This window comes from Acinetobacter sp. CS-2 (genome assembly GCF_016599715.1).
In the GTDB taxonomy this organism is placed as follows: Bacteria; Pseudomonadota; Gammaproteobacteria; order Pseudomonadales; family Moraxellaceae; genus Acinetobacter.
In genome coordinates, this window is sequence record NZ_CP067019.1 from 1,514,725 (window position 1) to 1,536,623 (window position 21,899).

Consider the following 21,899-nt stretch of genomic DNA (forward strand, 5'->3'; position numbering starts at 1 on the left):
CTCTTATAAAACCGTTAGAATATGAAAAAATCTTAAAAGCTTTAGCATTCTTATTGGGGAGTACTGTTGTGGCATTATTAGAGAAAATTGGTCATGTCCTTACCACAGATATCACCAAAGAATTAAGATTTAAAAAAAGAGCTGTTGAGGATGTGAATGAACTGACTTTTGTCGATCAATTAAAAAAACGTCGCAGTATTTATGTTCTAGGAAGAAAGGTTCATTTTAGCCAGGCCTATTTGGCAGAGTTGATTCAAGAGGCTGTGCGAAGCTGTCCATCTGCATTAAATTGTCAAAGTTCTAGAATTGTGGTGTTGTTTGGTGATTCCCATAAGCAATTTTGGGAAATTGTCAAAGAAGTACAACGTAAACTAGTCGCCGTACATGTATTCGCCGGTACAGCAATGAAAATAGATCAATGCATGGCAGGGTATGGAACGGTACTGTTCTATGAAGATCAGAACATTATTCAAAAATTGCAAAAGAAAATTCCTTTTAATGCTGATGATTTTCCAATCTGGTCAGAACAGACATCGGGTATGGCGCAATATGCAGTATGGACAGCCTTGGCTGATTCAGGCATCGGTGCCTGTTTGCAGCATTATAATCCGAGTATAGATACGGCAGTTGCGGAACATTTTCACATTAATGAATCTTGGTTGCTGCGAGCACAGCTGGTTTTTGGTTCCATTGAACAAGAAGTAGAGATTAAACAAGAACCTCAAAATGCTGAACGATTTAGAATTCTGAATTAATCTGATCGTGATATCAATAAAGCATTTTTTATAGGTGCTTTATTGTTTTATATCGGTTGAAAATCAACTATAAAACTATTCTATAAATAAAACACAATGTCACTTTTTTAATTGCGGAATACTTCTAAAATTAACATAAGATCAATATATTCTAATTACGGTTATTAAAATTCCAAGAAGGTGAGCCATGTCATTTTTAGCCCATATGAAACAACGCCGTACTATTTATGCAATTGGTCAAAACGTTCCGATCGCAGCTGATCAAATCGAAGAGATTATTAAAGAGGCAGTACGAAATAGCCCTTCGGCTTTCAATTCACAAACTTCACGTATCGTGACTCTATATGGAGAATCACATGCGAAATTCTGGAGTATCGTACGTGAAACATTACGTAAAATTGTGCCAGAAGATTCATTTGCAAGTACTAATGCAAAAATTAACAGTTTTGCAGCCGGTTATGGCACGGTACTGTTTTTTGAAGATCAGGATGCGGTAAAATCTCTCCAAGAACAATTCCCCTTATATGCTGAGCATTTTCCAGCATGGTCAGAGCATTCGACTGGCATTGCACAGTTTGCTGTATGGGCATCATTGGCAGAACAGCATATTGGTGCTTCCTTGCAGCATTACAATCCCGTGATTGATGATGAAGTGGCAGCCACCTTCGATATCCCTGAAAACTGGAAATTACGTGCCGAATTGGTGTTTGGTTCAATTGAAGTACCAGCGGGAGAAAAAACATTTCTTGATGATAGTATCCGTTTCAAAAGATTTGACTGATCAATGTTTTACTTAAGTCAAGTTAAGAGAGTGCTGAAATGGCACTCTTTTTATTGATAAAGGGAATGATAGATAAATCAATTAAGCTGCAAAGCTTATCTCAACAAAGTCTTGAAAATACAGCTGTATTAAAAATAGCATTGTCATAAAATTGTCATTTGTTAATTGCATAGTGCAAATTATTTTTAATATTCAAAGAAGAGATAGTGGGATGAGCCTAAAATTAACTTTTGCTGCAGCTGCATTGATGGTAAGTAGTGCTGCATTTTCAGCCGTTACTATTTCAGCACCAGAAGAAATTAAAATTCTAGCGGTGAATGATCAGGAAGTTAATACGGGATTATTTCGTGCCAAGAACAATCAATACAAAGTTGATGCAGGTATTAGCAATATTAGTATGCGTTACACCCAGTATTTTGAACATTTGAATGGTGAACATGATATTGTGAAATCATCTGTGGTGACTGTCCGCACGCCCATTTTGCAAGATGGTGAAGAATATCGACTGGACCTGATCAATGTGCCAGCAAATTTTGAAGCTGCAAAAAAATATGCTGAACAACCTGTGGTGGCATTGTTTGATAAAAATAATCAGATGCTGGTGCAGCAAGTAGGTGCAAACACAGAACAAAAACCATGGTTAGGACAAGGTATATTTTCAAAAACTACAGATTTGACTCAAAAGAAAACAGCTTTGCAGAATCAGCCAGCACCTATATATACACAAGCAGCCGTGCAATCAAAAATGGTGGCAGCTACTTTTAGTGAGTCGTTAACTTCAGGAGTAACTGTTGATCAGCAACTGATTCAATTATGGCAAAAAGCAAATAAAGCAGAACGTCAGAAGTTTATGTCATGGCTAGCAGAGCATTCCAATTAATAAATCTCAATAAAACCAGCGTAAAGCTGGTTTTATTATTTTGAGAAGGACGAATAAAAATTAAAATGGTAAAAATTATCTAAAAAATGAATGTTGCAATGTGTAAAAAACACTCAAAATAGTCTTTAAATATGCTAAAAATACCTTATTAGGTTAAAAAACAAACACTCGAATGTAAAATTATAGAAAATTCTATAATAGGGGTTGTGTTGATTTAAAAACTCTATAGAATACGCTGCATCCCGACGCGATACAGCAAACGAACTTAGCTGAACAGGTTAAGTTGTTAAATGTTTATTGCGTTATATTTTCTACTGACGAGGTAGGAAATAGATCATTAAGAGATTATGAAGAACAACTTGTGTGGATTTTTACTGGTTGATTGATCGAAATTATTTTCATTGATTGATGGTAGAAATTACTCGAAGTTTATTTGAGAAATATTTGTCAGAAAATTGATGAGCCAAGATTGGTGCACTATATGCACTATTGATTTTAAACTGAAGAGTTTGATCATGGCTCAGATTGAACGCTGGCGGCAGGCTTAACACATGCAAGTCGAGCGGAGTATTGGTGCTTGCACTAATACTTAGCGGCGGACGGGTGAGTAATGCTTAGGAATCTGCCTATTAGTGGGGGACAACATCTCGAAAGGGATGCTAATACCGCATACGCCCTACGGGGGAAAGCAGGGGATCTTCGGACCTTGCGCTAATAGATGAGCCTAAGTCGGATTAGCTAGTTGGTGGGGTAAAGGCCCACCAAGGCGACGATCTGTAGCGGGTCTGAGAGGATGATCCGCCACACTGGGACTGAGACACGGCCCAGACTCCTACGGGAGGCAGCAGTGGGGAATATTGGACAATGGGGGGAACCCTGATCCAGCCATGCCGCGTGTGTGAAGAAGGCCTTTTGGTTGTAAAGCACTTTAAGCGAGGAGGAGGCTACTCTAGTTAATACCTAGGGATAGTGGACGTTACTCGCAGAATAAGCACCGGCTAACTCTGTGCCAGCAGCCGCGGTAATACAGAGGGTGCGAGCGTTAATCGGATTTACTGGGCGTAAAGCGTGCGTAGGCGGCTTTTTAAGTCGGATGTGAAATCCCTGAGCTTAACTTAGGAATTGCATTCGATACTGGGAAGCTAGAGTATGGGAGAGGATGGTAGAATTCCAGGTGTAGCGGTGAAATGCGTAGAGATCTGGAGGAATACCGATGGCGAAGGCAGCCATCTGGCCTAATACTGACGCTGAGGTACGAAAGCATGGGGAGCAAACAGGATTAGATACCCTGGTAGTCCATGCCGTAAACGATGTCTACTAGCCGTTGGGGCCTTTGAGGCTTTAGTGGCGCAGCTAACGCGATAAGTAGACCGCCTGGGGAGTACGGTCGCAAGACTAAAACTCAAATGAATTGACGGGGGCCCGCACAAGCGGTGGAGCATGTGGTTTAATTCGATGCAACGCGAAGAACCTTACCTGGTCTTGACATAGTAAGAACTTTCCAGAGATGGATTGGTGCCTTCGGGAACTTACATACAGGTGCTGCATGGCTGTCGTCAGCTCGTGTCGTGAGATGTTGGGTTAAGTCCCGCAACGAGCGCAACCCTTTTCCTTATTTGCCAGCGGGTTAAGCCGGGAACTTTAAGGATACTGCCAGTGACAAACTGGAGGAAGGCGGGGACGACGTCAAGTCATCATGGCCCTTACGACCAGGGCTACACACGTGCTACAATGGTCGGTACAAAGGGTTGCTACCTAGCGATAGGATGCTAATCTCAAAAAGCCGATCGTAGTCCGGATTGGAGTCTGCAACTCGACTCCATGAAGTCGGAATCGCTAGTAATCGCGGATCAGAATGCCGCGGTGAATACGTTCCCGGGCCTTGTACACACCGCCCGTCACACCATGGGAGTTTGTTGCACCAGAAGTAGGTAGTCTAACCGTAAGGAGGACGCTTACCACGGTGTGGCCGATGACTGGGGTGAAGTCGTAACAAGGTAGCCGTAGGGGAACCTGCGGCTGGATCACCTCCTTAACGAAAGATTGACGATCGGTAAGAATCCACAACAAGTTGTTCTTCATGACGATGTATCTGAGGGTCTGTAGCTCAGTTGGTTAGAGCACACGCTTGATAAGCGTGGGGTCACAAGTTCAAGTCTTGTCAGACCCACCACTACTGACGAAGTACGGAAAATCAGAAACATTGACTTATTGATAAGCTGGGGACTTAGCTTAGTTGGTAGAGCGCCTGCTTTGCACGCAGGAGGTCAGGAGTTCGACTCTCCTAGTCTCCACCATGTATCTTCGGATGCATAATAAGCAAACGGTTAGATAGCTTATAGAGCTTAGTAAGAAAGCGGCGTATAATGCGCGGCATTGTTATTAACCTCTGTGATTTATCACAGTTTCTCGATCTGACGAAGACGAGAAAAATCATTAACAGAATATATTTGAGTTGAAATAAATTGTTCATACTCGTTTTAAAATCGACATTAGCAGTCATTTATGACTGGTTGATGAAGATTAAGAAATGAGTTACTAGCGATTAAACTGAATCAAGCGTTTTGGTATATGAATCTAATTGAAGCTGTACAGTGCTTAAGTGCACAAACGCCAACTGTAAGAAAGTGATGAGAAATCATCATAATCTGTTGCTTATCCTACTTGTAGGGATAAACGACTGTTTGGGGTTGTATAGTCAAGTAATTAAGTGCATGTGGTGGATGCCTTGGCAGTCAGAGGCGATGAAAGACGTAATAGCCTGCGATAAGCTCCGGGGAGGCGGCAAATATCCTGTGATCCGGAGATTTCTGAATGGGGAAACCCACTTACCATAAGGTAGGTATCGTAACATGAATACATAGTGTTACGAGGCGAACGAGGGGAAGTGAAACATCTCAGTACCCTTAGGAAAAGAAATCAATTGAGATTCCCTCAGTAGCGGCGAGCGAACGGGGAAAAGCCCATTAAGTCATATAAGCTTTAGTGGAATGCTCTGGGAAGTGCAACCATAGTAGGTGATAGTCCTGTACACGAAAGGGCTTATATGATGATGTCGAGTAGGGCGAGGCACGTGAAACCTTGTCTGAATATGGGGGGACCATCCTCCAAGGCTAAATACTCCTGACTGACCGATAGTGAACCAGTACCGTGAGGGAAAGGCGAAAAGAACCCCTGTGAGGGGAGTGAAATAGATCCTGAAACCGCATGCATACAAGCAGTGGGAGCCGACTTGTTCGGTGACTGCGTACCTTTTGTATAATGGGTCAGCGACTTATATTCAGTAGCGAGGTTAACCGAATAGGGGAGCCGTAGAGAAATCGAGTCTTAATAGGGCGTTTAGTTGCTGGGTATAGACCCGAAACCGGGTGATCTATCCATGAGCAGGTTGAAGGTTAGGTAACACTGACTGGAGGACCGAACCCACTGTCGTTGAAAAGCCAGGGGATGACTTGTGGATAGGGGTGAAAGGCTAATCAAACTCGGTGATAGCTGGTTCTCCCCGAAAGCTATTTAGGTAGCGCCTCGGACGAATACCATTGGGGGTAGAGCACTGTTTCGGCTAGGGGGTCATCCCGACTTACCAAACCGATGCAAACTCCGAATACCAATGAGTACTATCCGGGAGACAGACTGCGGGTGCTAACGTCCGTAGTCAAGAGGAAAACAATCCAGACCGCCAGCTAAGGCCCCAAAATCATAGTTAAGTGGGAAACGATGTGGGAAGGCATAGACAGCTAGGAGGTTGGCTTAGAAGCAGCCACCCTTTAAAGAAAGCGTAATAGCTCACTAGTCGAGTCGGCCTGCGCGGAAGATGTAACGGGGCTAAAACTATGTGCCGAAGCTGCGGATGTATACTTTGTATACGTGGTAGGGGAGCGTTCTGTAAGCCGATGAAGGTGGATTGAGAAGTCTGCTGGAGGTATCAGAAGTGCGAATGCTGACGTGAGTAACGACAAAGCGGGTGAAAAACCCGCTCGCTGAAAGACCAAGGGTTCCAGTCCAACGTTAATCGGGGCTGGGTGAGTCGACCCCTAAGGCGAGGCCGAAAGGCGTAGTCGATGGGAAATTGGTTAATATTCCAATACTTCAGTGTAATGCGATGAGAGGACGGAGAAGGTTAAGTCAGCCTGGCGTTGGTTGTCCAGGTGGAAGGAAGTAGGCATGCATCTTAGGCAAATCCGGGGTGCTCTATGCTGAGATCTGATAGCAAGCTGTACTTGTACAGTGAAGTGGCTGATACCATACTTCCAGGAAAAGTCTCTAAGCTTCAGTTACACTGGAATCGTACCCGAAACCGACACAGGTGGTCAGGTCGAGTAGACCAAAGCGCTTGAGAGAACTCTGCTGAAGGAACTAGGCAAAATGGTACCGTAACTTCGGGAGAAGGTACGCTGCTTTTGGTGATGGAACTTGCTTCCTGAGCTGAGAGCAGCCACAGAAACCAGGCCCCTGCAACTGTTTATTAAAAACATAGCACTCTGCAAACACGAAAGTGGACGTATAGGGTGTGATGCCTGCCCGGTGCTGGAAGGTTAATTGATGGGGTTAGCGTAAGCGAAGCTCTTGATCGAAGCCCCAGTAAACGGCGGCCGTAACTATAACGGTCCTAAGGTAGCGAAATTCCTTGTCGGGTAAGTTCCGACCTGCACGAATGGCATAATGATGGGGGCGCTGTCTCCAGCAGAGGCTCAGTGAAATCGAAATCGCCGTGAAGATGCGGTGTACCCGCGGCTAGACGGAAAGACCCCGTGAACCTTTACTGCAGCTTGACATTGAACTTTGATCTTACTTGTGTAGGATAGGTGGGAGGCTTTGAAGCTGGGACGCTAGTCCTAGTGGAGCCAATCTTGAAATACCACCCTGGTAATATTGAGGTTCTAACTCTGTCCCGTTATCCGGGACGAGGACCATGTCTGGTGGGTAGTTTGACTGGGGCGGTCTCCTCCTAAAGAGTAACGGAGGAGTACGAAGGTGCGCTCAGCGTGGTCGGAAATCACGCGTAGAGTATAAAGGCAAAAGCGCGCTTAACTGCGAGACCCACAAGTCGAGCAGGTACGAAAGTAGGTCTTAGTGATCCGGTGGTTCTGTATGGAAGGGCCATCGCTCAACGGATAAAAGGTACTCTGGGGATAACAGGCTGATACCGCCCAAGAGTTCATATCGACGGCGGTGTTTGGCACCTCGATGTCGGCTCATCTCATCCTGGGGCTGAAGCAGGTCCCAAGGGTATGGCTGTTCGCCATTTAAAGAGGTACGCGAGCTGGGTTTAGAACGTCGTGAGACAGTTCGGTCCCTATCTACCGTGGGCGTTGGAAATTTGAGAGGATCTGCTCCTAGTACGAGAGGACCAGAGTGGACGAACCTCTGGTGTACCGGTTGTGACGCCAGTCGCATCGCCGGGTAGCTATGTTCGGAAGGGATAACCGCTGAAAGCATCTAAGCGGGAAGCCTACCTCAAGATAAGATTTCCCCGAGACTTTATGTCTCCTAAAGAGCCGTTGAAGACTACGACGTTGATAGGTTGGATGTGGAAGCATAGTGATATGTGAAGCTGACCAATACTAATTGCTCGTGAGGCTTGACTATACAACACCCAAACAGTTGTTGTATAAAGCATCAATTAATTCGATATTAAGCAAAACAGCTTGATTTAGTGAACGCTAAAGAACAAAATACGACAGCTCAGATATACCTGTTAATGAATTCTATTTGACCAAGCATTGGCATCTAAATAAGACCAAACGCAAAGTCATAAACAGTTGTGCTGGCGACCATAGCAAGAGTGAACCACCTGATCCCTTCCCGAACTCAGAAGTGAAACCTCTTAGCGCTGATGGTAGTGTGGGATTACCCATGTGAGAGTAAGTCATCGCCAGCTCATTATTCGAAAACACCCTCAGTCAAAGATTGGGGGTGTTTTTTTGTGTGGGGGAATAAGATATATTCTTTTTAAGTAAAACTTATAGTAGTTGAGCAGATAATGTTAGATCATACTTTGTTGTATCTATATGAAAAAATTGAAAATAAATTGTTAGATTCAAAAATAATATCTACAACTTTCTCATAATTTTTAATCCCTGTTGCACTTCATTTGAGAATCTAGGAAATAATAAAAAGCCCTAAAACTGGGCTTCGAATAACAATTTAGCGTTTATAAAGCATTTTTTAGATTCTTTTGATGTTGCTTTACCTGTTTAGCATACCGTTTACCTTGTTTACGCATTTTACGATTATTCTCATAACCTGACGGACCTACATTATAATAGGCAAGTGCCTTCTTCCAGTTACCGGATGATTGATTATATTTAGAAAGAATATAAGTCCCACATTGGATATTACTGCTTTCATTGTATAAGTCACCTGGACAAGTTTGTTGCCAATAACGTGGAATGACTTGGGTTAATCCGACCGCCCCAGCAGGCGAAATTACAGAGTTTCTATAGCTTGATTCCTGTTGAATCATCGCAGCCAATAATATTGGATCTACATTATATTTGTCTGCACTTTGAATAATCATGGGAGAAACGCGGTTTGCAGTAGCTGGTTCAACTGAATAGGCTTTTTGTATACCTGTAGATAATTTTTCAGATCGTTTAGCAATTGAATTACTATTTAAAGAAGTACACCCGACAAAAGTGAGAGTAGTAACAATGATAGCTACGGATACGGATTTAAATGTAAATAAATGATAGTTAGATTTTTTTGAGGATAAATATGAGAAATGCTGTGTAAAAAACAAAGTCAAAAACCCAAAGTAAAATTTTATTGCAGTTATGCTAGTGGGCTGAATAGGATGAGTCAAGCACTGACATTTTGATGGATTAGATCAATGTGATAAATATTTCTCTGATCTCAATTTATAATTAAAAATAATTCAATTATTTAAATGATAAACAAATTGTCCCATTAATTTAATGAGACTTTTCACTTAAAAATATTTTTAATGATCTAGTTCCTGCAAAATTGCCTGATTAAATGCAGGAATATCATCTGGAGATCGTGATGTGATTAAAGGCCAATTATTGGTATTGCATCGATGTACTTCTTTATCTAACCATTTGGCACCCGCATTTTCCAAATCTAACCGGATACTTTTATAAGAGGTTAAATTTTTATCTTTAATTCGCTGTGCATTGATTAAGATCCAAGGACCATGGCAAATAGCAGCAATCGGTTTGGCATTATCGGTAAAGTGCTGAATAATTTTATGAGCATCTTCATTTAAGCGTAGCGTATCAGCATTTACTGTCCCTCCTGAGATGACTAAAATATCATAATCTTCTGGAGAGACTTTAGCCAAAGTTGTTTGTGGAGTGTAAGCCATTGCATGTTCTTTATCTCTCTTGACAGTTTGGACATCTTTTTGCTCTTCTGCAGCATGAATGACTTCAATTCCTTTAGATTGTAGAAATTCAAGGGGTTTGATCAGTTCATCTTGTTCAACACCGACATTGGAAGTTATGAATAATGCTTTTTTAGTCATGTTAATGATCCTGAATCATTTAGATAAGCTTTGACATTAACAAAACGACTCAATGAAGCTGTACAATTTTTAGCTTATTCTTGTTAAGGTTTGAAAATACTAAAAAATAAGCCTCATAGCTAGATGATGCCTATTTTATCTTATGAGGGGTGATTAACTTCTATTTTAGCTTTTTGCTTATGTCGTTTATTCTTTTTATTAGGGAAACTTCCTGTTTCCTGATGCTTTTAGCATAAATTTATGACTCGATATGCTGTAGAAGTTAATAAATATTTTCAGTGTAAGTCAAAGTAGACAACAAGATATTAATTAAATCTTAATAACCCTGATGAGTTAAATGAATATGATTTTTTATATAAAACAATAAAATAAGACCAATTATAGTTGTTTTTCCATCCAGATTTCACAGGCATGGCTATGTCCGGTGTTTCCCTTAGGTTGATCTAAATATTGAAAACCTAATTTTTCATAAAGTTTCACTGCTTGCCAAAGTTCCTTGGTGGTTTCCAGATAACATGATTGAAAACCATGCAGCTGTGTAAACTGAAAGGCTTTTGCTAAAAGTTGTTTGGCGAAACCTAAGCCTCGAACTTCAGGCAAAAAGTACATTTTCTGAATTTCTAAAATTGTAGAATCACCCTTTAAAGGTGATAAGCCACCGCCACCCAGAATTTTACCCTGTTGATTTTCAATTACCCAGTATTGGGCATTTGATTGCTGATAAACTGTATATAAATTATCTAAAATAGGATCGGCTACAGCAAAACCAGATTCAGGAGCAAGGCCAAACTCTTTAGAAACTTCACGAATAATCTGTGCAATTTCAGCATTGTCTTGGGGTTGAATAGGTCTGATTTGGTACATAAAACTCAATGAGTAAAATAAAAGGAGATGGATTTTTATAACGCGATATCTAATAAAAATCCATCTTTTGTCCGGTTTTATGCGTAGAAAAAAGCGACAAATTTATTTTAATTCACTGGAATTTTTGCCTAACTCACGTCGAGCAATAATCAGTTGCTGAATTTGTTGAGTACCTTCAAAAATATCAAGAATTTTTGAGTCACGTGCCCATTTCTCTAACAATTCCTCTTCGTTATAGCCCACGCTTGCTGCAAGTTCGACACATTTTAAGGTAATTTCATTACAGATACGGCCTGCCTTGGCTTTGGAAATGGAGGCTTCACGTGAATTTGGCTTTTTATTGTCAGCCATCCAGGCTGCTTTCATGGTGAGTAAACGAGCAGCTTCCCATTCTGCTTCCATGCGGTAAATCTGCGCAGCAATATGCGAGCTCTGTAGATAGGGAGTCTGGTAATTTTCATTTAACTGATCTTTGAAAATTTCCTTAATTCTTTCCAATGAGGCTTTGGCACATCCCACCGCCATAGCAGCAACCAGTGGGCGGGTATTGTCAAAAGTTTCCATAACGCCAGCAAAACCTTTGGCTACATCAATTTCAGCATGACCCAACAAATTTTCTGCAGATACACGGCAGTCAATGAAGCTGATGACAGCCGTATCTGAGGCTTTGATGCCTAGTTTATGTTCCAGGCGTTCTACTTTCATGCCAGCTGTACCTTTAGGAACAACAAAGGATTTAATCGCAGCACGTCCGAGTTTTTTATCTAAAGTTGCCCAGACTACAACAGCATCAGCACGTTCCCCAGAGGTGACGAAAATCTTTTCACCATTTAGGATGTAATCATCACCGTCTTTTGTCGCTGTAGTACGAATGGCGGCAGAATCTGAACCACAGCCGGGTTCGGTAATGGCCATAGCTGCCCATGTGCCTTTAAAACGTTCCAGCTGTTCATCATTTGCAACTGCCGCAATGGCCGAGTTACCTAAACCTTGACGCGGCATACTGAGTAATAAACCGGTATCGCCATAACACATTTCGATCACGCCAAGTACCGTGGACATATTAACGCCATTTTTATTTCCGACATCGGTATTACCACGTTTTCCTACAGCAGCTCCGGCATTGATGCCTTCTCCACCATCATTCATTCCATCAATAAGGGAGGCAAACATGTCGAGTTCTTTGGGATAGCTGTGTTCGGCTTTGTCATATTTACGTGAAATCGGGCGTAATACATTTAAAGCTGATTCATGGGCTTGATCTATCAACATTTTAAATTTTTTAGGATTTTGTAAATTCATCTGCATCATTCCTTATTGGATAGATTAAGCATGTAAGCCTGAATGCAAGATCGCAGTGGCACGTAAGTCACGATACCAGCGCTCAACTGGATGTTCTTTGGTAAAGCCATGGCCACCCAGAATTTGTACCCCATCAGTACCAATTTTCATGGATTTTTCAGCACAAAGTAGACGTGCTAGATAAGCCTCACGATGGAAGGGTTTTCCTGCTTCAGCCAGGCTGGCGGCATTTAAAATCAGCATGCGTATGGCATCAATTTCAATAGCCATATCTGCAATCATAAAGGCGATACTTTGGCGATGTGAAATAGCTTCACCAAATGCAGTACGTTCATTGGCATATTGAATACAGTAAGCTTTGACTGCTTCACATGTGCCAACTGCCATAGCACACCACATTAAGTTTCCCAGATCTAAAAATGCCAGATAATCAAAGTCATCATCACCTAACAGTTCAGCAGGTGTATTATGGAATTTTAAGCTAACGGTTTCGGTTGCCTTTAGACCCATAGCCGGACTTTTTTGAGCCGTAATACTGAGATTACGTTTAACAATAAATACTTCTGGCGAGCCATTGAGCTCAGCATTGACCAGAAACAGATCTGCAGTTTTACCTAAAATCACCAAGGTTTTTTCGCCATTAATATAGTATTGCCCATTGATTGAACTGGCTTGGGTTTTTAATTTCAGTGGATTAAATGCAGGAGTGGCTTCCTGGATGGCAAAGGTAGCGCGTATCTCGGTATCATTTGCAAAACTGGACAAATAGGTCGCCTGAACTTTTTCAGAACCCCATTGGGTAATGGCATTAATCACGCTAAAGGTTGAAAGTAATCCGGCAGTTAAGCTGAAATCACCTTTGGCCAAATGTTCTGCAATCAAAATATTGCTTAAAATATTTTTTTCGGTGGCCACTCCACCCAAGGCTTCAGGCAAAGCATAATAATTTAGTCCCAAGTCTGTTGCATGTTGCCAAAGCATTGCAGGAAATTGTTCGTTATTGTCTGCCTGAGCTGCCAGTGGATAAAGCACTTCGGATGCAAACTGATCCATGGCATCACAGCTCATTTGCTGTTCTTCAGTCAAACTTAAATCAAAGAGTGATTTCGGTTGATTGGGCAAACGTTGCTTACTGACACCGGAGCTGGCTTTAAAAACTTTTTGGGTTTTGCTTAAGGTTTTAAAACCCATTTTTGAACTTTGATAGAGAGATTTTTCCAGAAATTTACGCAGTTTGAATTGATCCAGCATATCACTGCCGGCAATTCTGGTCATGAGGGATAGCCCAAGTCCTTGAGCCTTATTTACCATATTGGTCATTTTTGTCATCCATTGGTTTTCGATTCTTTATATTTTTATGCTGACATGTGGATATCGAAATGACTATGTCATCGCTGACAATTAAAATTGACTTGGATAAACGGTTAAAAATCAATTTAAATTTGATTAAATTATTGAATATTATTTATTTTATTATAAGTAAAACTTGGTATGAAAAATGAAAATTGACTAGAATGACAAGACATCATTCTAGTCTTTACACAGCTTATAGAAAATTCGCCACCATTTTCCGTACATTGGTTTTTGCATCAATGACGGTCATGAAGGTATAAGCACCAATGAATTTACGGCTAATAAACATAAACTCTTTAGGTGGCACACTGAAATAACGCGATGCCATCGATTTGGAAGCACGTTGCATGACACGGCTATGAAGCTGGCTTTTTTTCCAGTCATAGCGCTGATTTGCATCCATCACACCTTCAGGTAAGTCTGGATTATTCATAATGCTGCTAAAGGCTTCGGTGGCTAATAAAAACACTTTAGCCATATCTGGCTTGATACTTTGCGGAATAGAATCAAAAAATTCATAACCGGTCATGGCATGAACCATTTCATCGATATTGTGATCATAACCGGCTTTGATCAGATTACGAGCGACTTTCAGCAAATGTTCATCAAACTGGCGGATGGCCCCGAAATCCAGTAATACAATCTTGTCTTGAGCTTCTGCACCATCTCCCAAGCGGACCAGATAATTGCCAAAATTTGGATCAGTCTGCATTTCACCCCATTCAAAGATCTCACGAACGGCAATCTCGAGAGAGGCCTCACCTAATTGGTTACGACGTTCTTGAGGAAGAGAGAGCATGACCGGGCTGTTGATCGGTACTCCACGCTCAAAAGTCATGCACAGCACTTGGTCGGTACAATATTCATCCACAATTTGTGGGACAATATAACGAGAATCATCTTTTAAACGTTCGGCAAAACGGCGAGTGGTCGCGGCTTCAATCTTGTAATTGACTTCACGATGCATCATTTCACGAACTTCATCAAACCACTGATCAAATTCACGGGTTTGCGGCACCATACGGGTCAGTTTGAGCATGTTTCTAAATAGGCTCATATCTGAATCAATCGCATCAGCGACGCCCGGATATTGGATTTTTAATACGATTTCCAAACCGTCTGAGTTGCGTGTGGCGCGGTGTACCTGGGCTAAAGAGGCTGTGCCCAAAGGTTCACGGTCTATGGTCAAATCATGCAGCTTAGAGCCGAGTTGCTGTTCCAGTTGTTGTTTGATGGCCGGCCATGCAAGTGCAACAGTCTGATTATTTAAGGTATTTAAAGCTTGGGTAATTTCTTCAGGTAAAAAATGTTCGCCATAGAGTGCCATCATTTGCCCAATTTTCACAATCGAGCCTTTCAATTTTCCGATTTCAGAAACTAGATAGTCAGCTTGTTCCTTCATGGCTTTTTTACGTTTTTTTTCTTTTTCTGCTTCGCTTGAAAATATGGTGGTTGCACTTGATGCAGCCCAACGCGTTCCTGCGAGTAATGATGCTTTAGCGATAGATAAGCGTCGATCCATGGAAGAGGTTTTAAGTTGTTTAAGCTTATCGTTCTGATCTGACATTAAACAAAATCCTTTAATCAGCAAGTCGCAGAATATTTAATTGTAACGGATATTACCGTTTATTCACGTATTAAAAAAGTTCAACATGCTGAATGGAGAGTAAATATGTTTAATTTAATTTATTTTCCATCAAAATATAATAGGGTGCTTAACTAAAATCGCTATTCAGATGGACTCAAGCTTCAATGCTGGGCTGGTATTTACATCCGAAATTGAATTTTGATATCGCCTTTTTGCTGTAACAATTTTTTATTGTCTTGAATGTATTTAAAAATCATGGCCTGAACCGTATCGTGCTGAAAGCCTAGTGCATAACCTTTAACAATGACGATACTCGGCAAACTAAAAAACAGATATTTGGCATCATCTTCTGATGGGCTGCTATGAATTGCCTGTTCTAGTAGTGTTTGTTGAAAGAATTTTTTTTCCTTCTGTACCTGTGCAGAATTGGTATCATTCCAGTAGTTTTCACGCATCGCCATTAAATTATTGTGTTTGTAGCTCATAACAATAAAAATATTTTGTAGAAAAAGAATTGAAAATATATGGGGCTATTTTAGCCAGATTCAATATGCAATATGAATGATTTTTTTGAGTGGGGGAATAAATGATCGAGTTATAGGAATTTGCACATGATTGATGTAGTATCACGGCATAAACACAATAATAGTATTTGATATTAAGTCTTTTAGGGCAGGGGAATATTATGCGATTAGCAATATCAGTGATGCTGAGTCTGGCTGCTTTCTGGTCAAATTCAGTTTTAGCTCAAGGCTATTCTGACGAATATAATAAATGTCTCAACACTTCTTATGGTGAAATTGGAACAGTCAAAAAGTGTGTCGAAAAAGAACTGAAAAATCAGGAAAAACTTTTAAATAAAGCGTATAAGGGCTATATAAGCAAGAATGTGCTTAATCAAAGTAGTATAGAGCAACAGCATAAACTTTGGCTTAACCGTGTAGATCAAAAATGTTATTTAAAAGTAACGTCTGCCTATATGGCCGTTAAACAATCCAAGTGTGTACTCGAAATGACAATGGAGCGTACTTACTATTACCAGACTAAATAAATTCGCCCTAGATATTTGTTTTTAATCTGGTCGAAACATTATAAAACCCCACAAAACAAGGTATCATAAGGCGTTTTAAAAATTGACCTTGGAGATGCCTTAAGTGGATCAACTGACTATTAGCCCTGAACATTTACAGGAAGCCGCTGAAAACCTAAGCACAATTCGCGATTTTATCCGTTTTGGTGTTTCAGCTCTACGTCAATACGATGCACACTTAGGTCAAGGTACAGAAGATTTTTTTGCTGAAAGTTCGGCTTTGGTTCTGCAAACACTGGCATTGGACTGGAATGCCAACCCGGAAATTTTAGATGCGAAATTGCTGCCAAGTGAAAAAGCAGAATTTATCAGCTTGCTGGAACGCCGCATTAACGAGAAAGTGCCAACCTCTTATTTATTAAATCTGGCTTATTTCTGTGGCAAACCGTTTTATGTCGATGAACGTGTACTGATTCCACGTTCTCCAATTGCCGAATTGATTAATCAGCGCTTTGCACCTTACTGCCTGGATGAACATGGCCAGATGCGTGAAGCTTTAAACAATCTTCCTGAAAATGATCATCCACAAACACCGCGTCGCATTTTAGACATGTGTACCGGTTCAGGCTGTATTGCAATCGCTCTGGCTTATGCATTCCCTGAATCTGAAGTGGATGCCACCGATATTTCTAAAGAAGCTTTAGAAGTGGCTTCTATTAACGCTGAACATCACAACATGCAATATCAGGTTGCATTGATGGAATCCGACTTATTTGCAAAAATTCCTGCTGAGAATCAATATGATTTAATCGTATCTAATCCTCCGTATGTGGATGCAGAAGATATGGCGGATTTACCTGCGGAATTCTTGCATGAACCTGAGCTTGCACTTGCAGCAGGTCAGGATGGTCTGGATCTGGTGCGTAAAATGCTGGCACAAGCAGCGGATTACCTGACTGAAGATGGCTTGATTGTCATTGAAGTGGGCAATTCTGAATGGGCGATGAAACAGAACTTTAATACTGTAGATTTCCATTGGCTCACTTTCCAGAATGGTGGTTCAGGCATTTTTGCTTTAACTGCAGAGCAGTGCCGTAAATACCGTGATTTATTTGTACAATCTGTTCAAGCATAAGGAGTTGTCAACATGGCAGGTAATAGTATTGGACAACTGTTCCGTGTAACGACTTGCGGTGAATCTCATGGCGTTGGCCTGATGGCGATTGTCGATGGGGTACCGCCAGGGATACAACTGACTGAAGCAGATTTACAAAAAGATTTAGACCGCCGTAAACCGGGTACCTCTAAATTTGCGACCCAGCGTAAAGAACCGGATGAAGTCGAAATCATTTCCGGTGTCTTTGAAGGTAAAACCACAGGTACATCGATTGGTTTACTGATTCGTAATACCGACCAGAAATCGAAAGATTATGGCAATATTGCGCAAACATTCCGCCCAGGTCATGCTGACTATACCTATACCCAAAAGTATGGTTTCCGTGACTACCGTGGCGGTGGTCGTTCAAGCGCACGTGAAACGGCTATGCGTGTAGCTGCGGGTGCCATTGCCAAGAAATTCTTGTTTGAAAAATTTGGTATCGTGATTCGTGGTCACGTGACCCAGATTGGCACTGAAAAAGCTGAAAAACTGGATTGGAATGAAGTTCCAAATAATCCATTCTTCTGTGGTGATGTGGATGCCGTACCACGTTTTGAAGCTTTAGTGACTTCATTACGTGAACAAGGTACCAGCTGCGGTGCGAAGCTGGAAATTCTTGCCGAGAATGTGCCTGTGGGTTGGGGTGAGCCGGTATTTGACCGTCTGGATGCAGATATTGCGCATGCCATGATGTCTATTAATGCTGTTAAAGGTGTTGAAATTGGTGATGGTTTTGCGGTTGCTGAACAGTTTGGTCATGAATCACGTGATGAATTGACCACAGCTGGCTTCCTGGCAAATCATGCTGGCGGCATTCTGGGTGGAATCTCAAGTGGTCAAACCATTCGTGTTGCAATTGCACTGAAACCGACGGCAAGTATTACCACTCCGGGTAAAACCATTAATATCGACCGTGAAGATACCGATGTATTGACCAAAGGCCGTCATGACCCGTGTGTAGGCGTGCGTGCAACTCCGATTGCTGAAGCGATGTTTGCCATTGTACTCATGGATCACTTCATGCGTCATCGTGCCCAGAATGCCGATGTGGTTGCGCCGTTTACTCCGATTGAGCCTAAGTGAAGAGTAAAGCACACTGCTTTGCCCGAATGCAGTAAGTAATGTGCTTTTTATTGCCTGATTTTTTATCTATTATTTGTGGTAATTTCTATGAAACAGACATTTTTAGAAAAAAATGAAAGCATTAAAATATAGACTGGCAAATGCCAATGATGTTGAAACTCTTGTTGCGTTGATCAATCAGGCCTATCGTACCAATACAGGTTCTAGCTGGACCAGTGAGCAGCATATTATTGCTGGAGACAGGATTAATGCCCAGCAGCTAAAGCAAACCTTGGCACAAGAGAATTTTTATCTGTATATAGCTGAAGTTATAGAAGATGGGCAAATGCATTTAGTGGCATGTATCGGCTTAACCTTTCAGCAGAATAGTGTGGAAATAGGCACTTTTTGTGTAGCTTCAGCTTGGCAAAATCAGGGTATTGGCAAACATGTTTTAAAATATGCTGAGAAAATGGCAGTAGAACACTGTCCTACATTAAGTCATTATGAAATGTGGGTGCTGGATAGCAGAACAGAGCTGATTCAATATTATGCACGGTGTGGTTATGCTAAAACGCAGCATACCGAACCTTATCCCATTCATGCTAATGTCGGACAACCCTTGATTGATTTGCAATTACAACAGATGTCAAAGTCAGTGCTGAGAGGTATAAGTTAAGCACTCAAAAAGTACATAACCTTAAAATAATAGCCTAAGCTATATCATTTAACTAAACTGGTTTGAATTTCAAGTATTTGAAAAATATGTCTATTCATAGCCTGATAACAGTGCTTAACAAATCAATCAATTTAGTGCTCGCACATGGTATAAAAATTGCTCATATTAATATAAATAATTATTGCAGGAGAGATGTTCTTCTGTGAACACGCCGAAGGAGCAATGACCCCGGAAACTCTCAGGCAAAAGGACTGTAATAATTTTAAAAATCTGGAGAGAAGTATAGAAAAATATATGCTCACCGAAGGGGATGGTCGGCGTTATTAATTATAATGATGTGATCGAAGCTCTCAGGTAACCATGACAGATGGGGCGTATAGAAATGTAGATCTACATTTCCAAGGAGTGTGCTATGTGTCATATTGTTGTGATTGGATCAGGCATTACAGGTGTTACTACTGCCTACGAGCTTGCCAATTTAGGCTATAAAGTCACGGTTTTGGATAAGCATTTGTATCCTGCCATGGAAACTTCATTTGCCAATGGCGGACAACTTTCTGCCTGTAATGCAGAGGTCTGGAATCAAAAAGCCACCGTACTCAAAGGTATTAAGTGGATGTCCAATAAAAATGCACCATTATTACTCAACCCATCTTTTGATCTGCATAAATATGGCTGGTTAATGGAGTTTCTGGGTAATATTAAACATTATGAAACCAATACTCGTGATACCGTTAAAATGGCACTTTTAGCGCGTGAGCGCTTATTTGCAGTTGCTGAAAAAGAAAATATTCAGTTCAATCTGGAAAAACGCGGGATTTTGCATTTTTACCACACCAAATTAGATTATGAGATCGCCACCAAAGTTAATGATCTGCTGATCAAGGGTGGACTGGAAAGAATGGCAGTTACTCCTGCAGAAATCAAAGCCATAGAACCAAGCTTGAAAGGTGAATATTATGGCGGTTTTTATTGTCCTGGAGACGCGACCGGCGATATCCATAAATTCACCAAAGGTTTGGCTGAAGCCTCTGAAAAGTATGGGGTAAAATACCTGTTTGGTATGGAAGTCACGGATGTAAAACACCATAACAAAGGTGTCACTGTGCTTTGCCATGCCAGTAATGAAAATATGCACCTTGATGCAGCTGTAGTGGAATCACTGGGAGCTGATGCTGTGGTGGTTTGTGGTGGTGTTGGAAGCTATCACTTGGCAAATTTACTTGGTGATCGGGTCAATGTCTATCCTGTGAAAGGTTATTCTATTACCCTGAACCTGAATGATGAAGATAGTGTCAAAAATGCGCCGTGGGTCAGTTTGCTGGATGAAAGTGCAAAAATTGTGACTTCACGCTTAGGTGCTGATCGTCTGCGTGTTGCAGGCACGGCTGAGTTTAATGGCTATAACCGGGATATTCGCGCAGACCGTATTCAACCGCTGACAGATTGGGTCAACAAGAATTTCAATATGAGTACTGAAAATGTTGTACCTTGGGCAGGTTTACGTCCGATGATGCCCAACATGATGCCAATGGTCAGTCGGGGTCGCCGTGAACGGGTTTTTTATAATACCGGTCATGGTCATTTAGGTTGGACTTTATCTGCAGCGACAGCGGTAATGATTAGTCAGCAAATCGCTTCGCAGCATCTTATTTGAGTTATTAAAAAAGCATGAAGTTCATACTTCATGCTTTTTATGATTCTATCTATTTTGGTTAATTAAATTCTGTGAGATCTAAAAATGATAATTATAAGAACCTTTAAGCCAAATATTATTAAAATTTTCCCAGTTAAGTTTACCGTTTGGCGTATAGCCATCTAAAGAACCAATTTTGATTTTATCAAATAGGAGATCATAGTGAAGCTCTGTTAATTTATCGTATTCATGTTTTTGTTTATCGGATGGAACTGGATATTTACCATTCCAAATAATGGATTCAGTAAAAAATTTTAAAAATTTAGATTCTTCATCAGTAATATCTATTTGTGCATCTTTTGCAAGAATGATTAAGTTGTGAGAGGATTTAAATTTTATATCTTTTCTCACACAGATAGCTTTGTAAAGAACTTCTAATGAAAGTCCACATAACATGGGAAAAACAGGATAACAAGCGATCCCCATAGAAAAGCCACTGCCTAATTTTAAATGTTCAGCAATATTATTTCTGAATCCCTCATGGCAAACCATAGCGCGCCAGCAGAGGCTCTTAAATCATTTGATTTGTTATACCAATATTGATGAGTCTTTTTTCTAAATTCAAAAGAACCGATATCTTCAATCATAAAGCCGGTATATACCTACAAAACGTTCACAGCCTTTTTGTTTGGTTGTAACCGATAAAAGTGCTTTATTAAAATCGAAATGGTATTTGCAATCGTGTTCGTTATCGACAATTTCGCTTTTTTGATCAGCGGTGGTATAGGCTAAAAAAGGAATCGTTTGTGTTTCTAATTTATTGTTCGGGTTACGGTAGGCTACGCCCTCAATTTTAATTTTATCTTTGGTCAGTTGATGGACTTGTAAATGTACCGGTTGATGGGCAAATTGACCCTTTTCAAATTTTAAATAGTGATTGGTCAAAGTCTGGTTCAATGAGGTATAAAAATTCAGATCTTCAATGCGTATTTCAAATTGCTGCTTATAACAGTCCAGGCTTTTACATTGCTGTAAGCGCTTAAACCATAAATGGTGTGTATCTTCGAGTAAATGTACCGGCGCATCGCTGACTAAAAAAGCCGTGATATAGTGATTAGAGAGTTTTTCTCGCGATTTTGCAAAATTGTCAGCACAAATATTTTTCATTGAGGCTGTATCAGGCTGTGTACAGTCAATGTCTTGAGCATATACCATGGTTGAGCACAAACAGCCAATACTGAATAATGTGCCTAATGTTTTAATGAGATTAATATCGGTATTCACCAGCATGATCGCTTATAATTTCACTATGTTGCGCTGCTGT

At 40.9% G+C, this 21,899-nt stretch carries 17 protein-coding genes, 2 tRNA genes, 3 rRNA genes and 1 riboswitch; of the genes, 13 read left to right on the top strand and 9 right to left on the bottom strand.

Going from position 1 to position 21,899, the window contains the following annotated elements; translation table 11 throughout:
- The first annotated feature begins 68 nt into the window (after positions 1–68).
- The 8 genes from JFY49_RS07570 (at position 69) to rrf (ending at position 8,297) form a co-directional block, all read left to right on the top strand.
- A complete protein-coding gene (locus JFY49_RS07570) occupies positions 69–755 on the top strand; it encodes a nitroreductase family protein (RefSeq protein ID WP_200224683.1) in 687 nt (228 codons plus the stop codon).
- 187 nt (positions 756–942) lie between these two features.
- Complete coding sequence (locus JFY49_RS07575; protein WP_200224684.1) at positions 943–1,536, top strand: nitroreductase family protein; 594 nt, start codon at positions 943–945, stop codon at positions 1,534–1,536.
- A gap of 211 nt (positions 1,537–1,747) precedes the next feature.
- The gene (locus JFY49_RS07580) at positions 1,748–2,416 is read left to right on the top strand and encodes a DUF2057 family protein (protein WP_200224685.1); all 669 of its coding nucleotides are present in this window, start codon (positions 1,748–1,750) and stop codon (positions 2,414–2,416) included.
- Positions 2,417–2,913: 497 nt separating this feature from the next.
- Positions 2,914–4,451 (top strand): 16S ribosomal RNA (locus JFY49_RS07585).
- A 61-nt stretch (positions 4,452–4,512) separates the two neighbouring features.
- Positions 4,513–4,589: transfer RNA gene (locus JFY49_RS07590), tRNA-Ile, on the top strand.
- A gap of 48 nt (positions 4,590–4,637) precedes the next feature.
- Positions 4,638–4,713, top strand: a tRNA-Ala gene (locus JFY49_RS07595).
- 399 nt (positions 4,714–5,112) lie between these two features.
- A 23S ribosomal RNA gene (locus tag JFY49_RS07600) occupies positions 5,113–8,005 on the top strand.
- 177 nt (positions 8,006–8,182) lie between these two features.
- A 5S ribosomal RNA gene (gene rrf / locus JFY49_RS07605) occupies positions 8,183–8,297 on the top strand.
- The 16S, 23S and 5S rRNA genes sit together here with 2 tRNA genes alongside, the layout of an rRNA operon.
- A gap of 273 nt (positions 8,298–8,570) precedes the next feature.
- Here rrf and JFY49_RS07610 read toward each other — a convergent pair.
- From JFY49_RS07610 to JFY49_RS07640, 7 genes are all read right to left on the bottom strand, one after another.
- Entirely contained in the window at positions 8,571–9,158 is a 588-nt protein-coding gene (locus JFY49_RS07610) for a lytic transglycosylase domain-containing protein (RefSeq protein WP_200224829.1), read from the bottom strand.
- A 201-nt stretch (positions 9,159–9,359) separates the two neighbouring features.
- A complete protein-coding gene (locus tag JFY49_RS07615) occupies positions 9,360–9,902 on the bottom strand; it encodes a type 1 glutamine amidotransferase domain-containing protein (RefSeq protein WP_200224686.1) in 543 nt (180 codons plus the stop codon).
- A 378-nt stretch (positions 9,903–10,280) separates the two neighbouring features.
- Entirely contained in the window at positions 10,281–10,766 is a 486-nt protein-coding gene (locus tag JFY49_RS07620) for a GNAT family N-acetyltransferase (protein ID WP_200224687.1), read from the bottom strand.
- Positions 10,767–10,868: 102 nt separating this feature from the next.
- Positions 10,869–12,068, bottom strand: coding sequence for an acyl-CoA dehydrogenase family protein (locus JFY49_RS07625; protein WP_200224689.1), 1,200 nt, complete (start codon positions 12,066–12,068; stop codon positions 10,869–10,871).
- A 24-nt stretch (positions 12,069–12,092) separates the two neighbouring features.
- Positions 12,093–13,379: an acyl-CoA dehydrogenase family protein gene (locus tag JFY49_RS07630; RefSeq protein WP_200224830.1), complete on the bottom strand. Its 1,287-nt coding sequence runs from the start codon at positions 13,377–13,379 to the stop codon at positions 12,093–12,095.
- A 235-nt stretch (positions 13,380–13,614) separates the two neighbouring features.
- Entirely contained in the window at positions 13,615–14,988 is a 1,374-nt protein-coding gene (locus tag JFY49_RS07635; protein ID WP_200224690.1) for an ABC1 kinase family protein, read from the bottom strand.
- Between the two features lie 200 nt (positions 14,989–15,188).
- Entirely contained in the window at positions 15,189–15,494 is a 306-nt protein-coding gene (locus tag JFY49_RS07640; RefSeq protein ID WP_166171817.1) for a hypothetical protein, read from the bottom strand.
- 200 nt (positions 15,495–15,694) lie between these two features.
- On the opposite strand from JFY49_RS07640, the gene JFY49_RS07645 reads away from it, so the two are divergent.
- The 5 genes from JFY49_RS07645 to JFY49_RS07665 all read left to right on the top strand — a co-directional run bounded on the left by JFY49_RS07645 (position 15,695) and on the right by JFY49_RS07665 (position 20,596).
- The gene (locus JFY49_RS07645) at positions 15,695–16,060 is read left to right on the top strand and encodes a lysozyme inhibitor LprI family protein (RefSeq protein WP_200224691.1); all 366 of its coding nucleotides are present in this window, start codon (positions 15,695–15,697) and stop codon (positions 16,058–16,060) included.
- A gap of 103 nt (positions 16,061–16,163) precedes the next feature.
- Positions 16,164–17,174, top strand: coding sequence for a 50S ribosomal protein L3 N(5)-glutamine methyltransferase (prmB, locus tag JFY49_RS07650; RefSeq protein ID WP_180081632.1), 1,011 nt, complete (start codon positions 16,164–16,166; stop codon positions 17,172–17,174).
- Between the two features lie 12 nt (positions 17,175–17,186).
- Positions 17,187–18,281 (top strand): chorismate synthase, encoded by a 1,095-nt coding sequence (gene aroC, locus JFY49_RS07655; RefSeq protein WP_166171813.1) that lies wholly within the window; start codon positions 17,187–17,189, stop codon positions 18,279–18,281.
- A 112-nt stretch (positions 18,282–18,393) separates the two neighbouring features.
- Entirely contained in the window at positions 18,394–18,939 is a 546-nt protein-coding gene (locus tag JFY49_RS07660) for a GNAT family N-acetyltransferase (RefSeq protein ID WP_200224692.1), read from the top strand.
- Positions 18,940–19,113: 174 nt separating this feature from the next.
- Positions 19,114–19,203, top strand: a riboswitch (glycine riboswitch).
- A gap of 148 nt (positions 19,204–19,351) precedes the next feature.
- Positions 19,352–20,596, top strand: a complete 1,245-nt coding sequence (locus JFY49_RS07665) for a D-amino acid dehydrogenase (RefSeq protein WP_200224693.1) — start codon at positions 19,352–19,354, stop codon at positions 20,594–20,596.
- A gap of 78 nt (positions 20,597–20,674) precedes the next feature.
- Here JFY49_RS07665 and JFY49_RS07670 read toward each other — a convergent pair whose 3' ends face one another.
- Together JFY49_RS07670 and JFY49_RS07675 are read right to left on the bottom strand one after the other, a co-directional pair.
- The gene (locus JFY49_RS07670; protein WP_200224694.1) at positions 20,675–21,127 is read right to left on the bottom strand and encodes a hypothetical protein; all 453 of its coding nucleotides are present in this window, start codon (positions 21,125–21,127) and stop codon (positions 20,675–20,677) included.
- 87 nt (positions 21,128–21,214) lie between these two features.
- Entirely contained in the window at positions 21,215–21,865 is a 651-nt protein-coding gene (locus JFY49_RS07675) for a hypothetical protein (protein WP_200224696.1), read from the bottom strand.
- Positions 21,866–21,899: the final 34 nt, after the last annotated feature.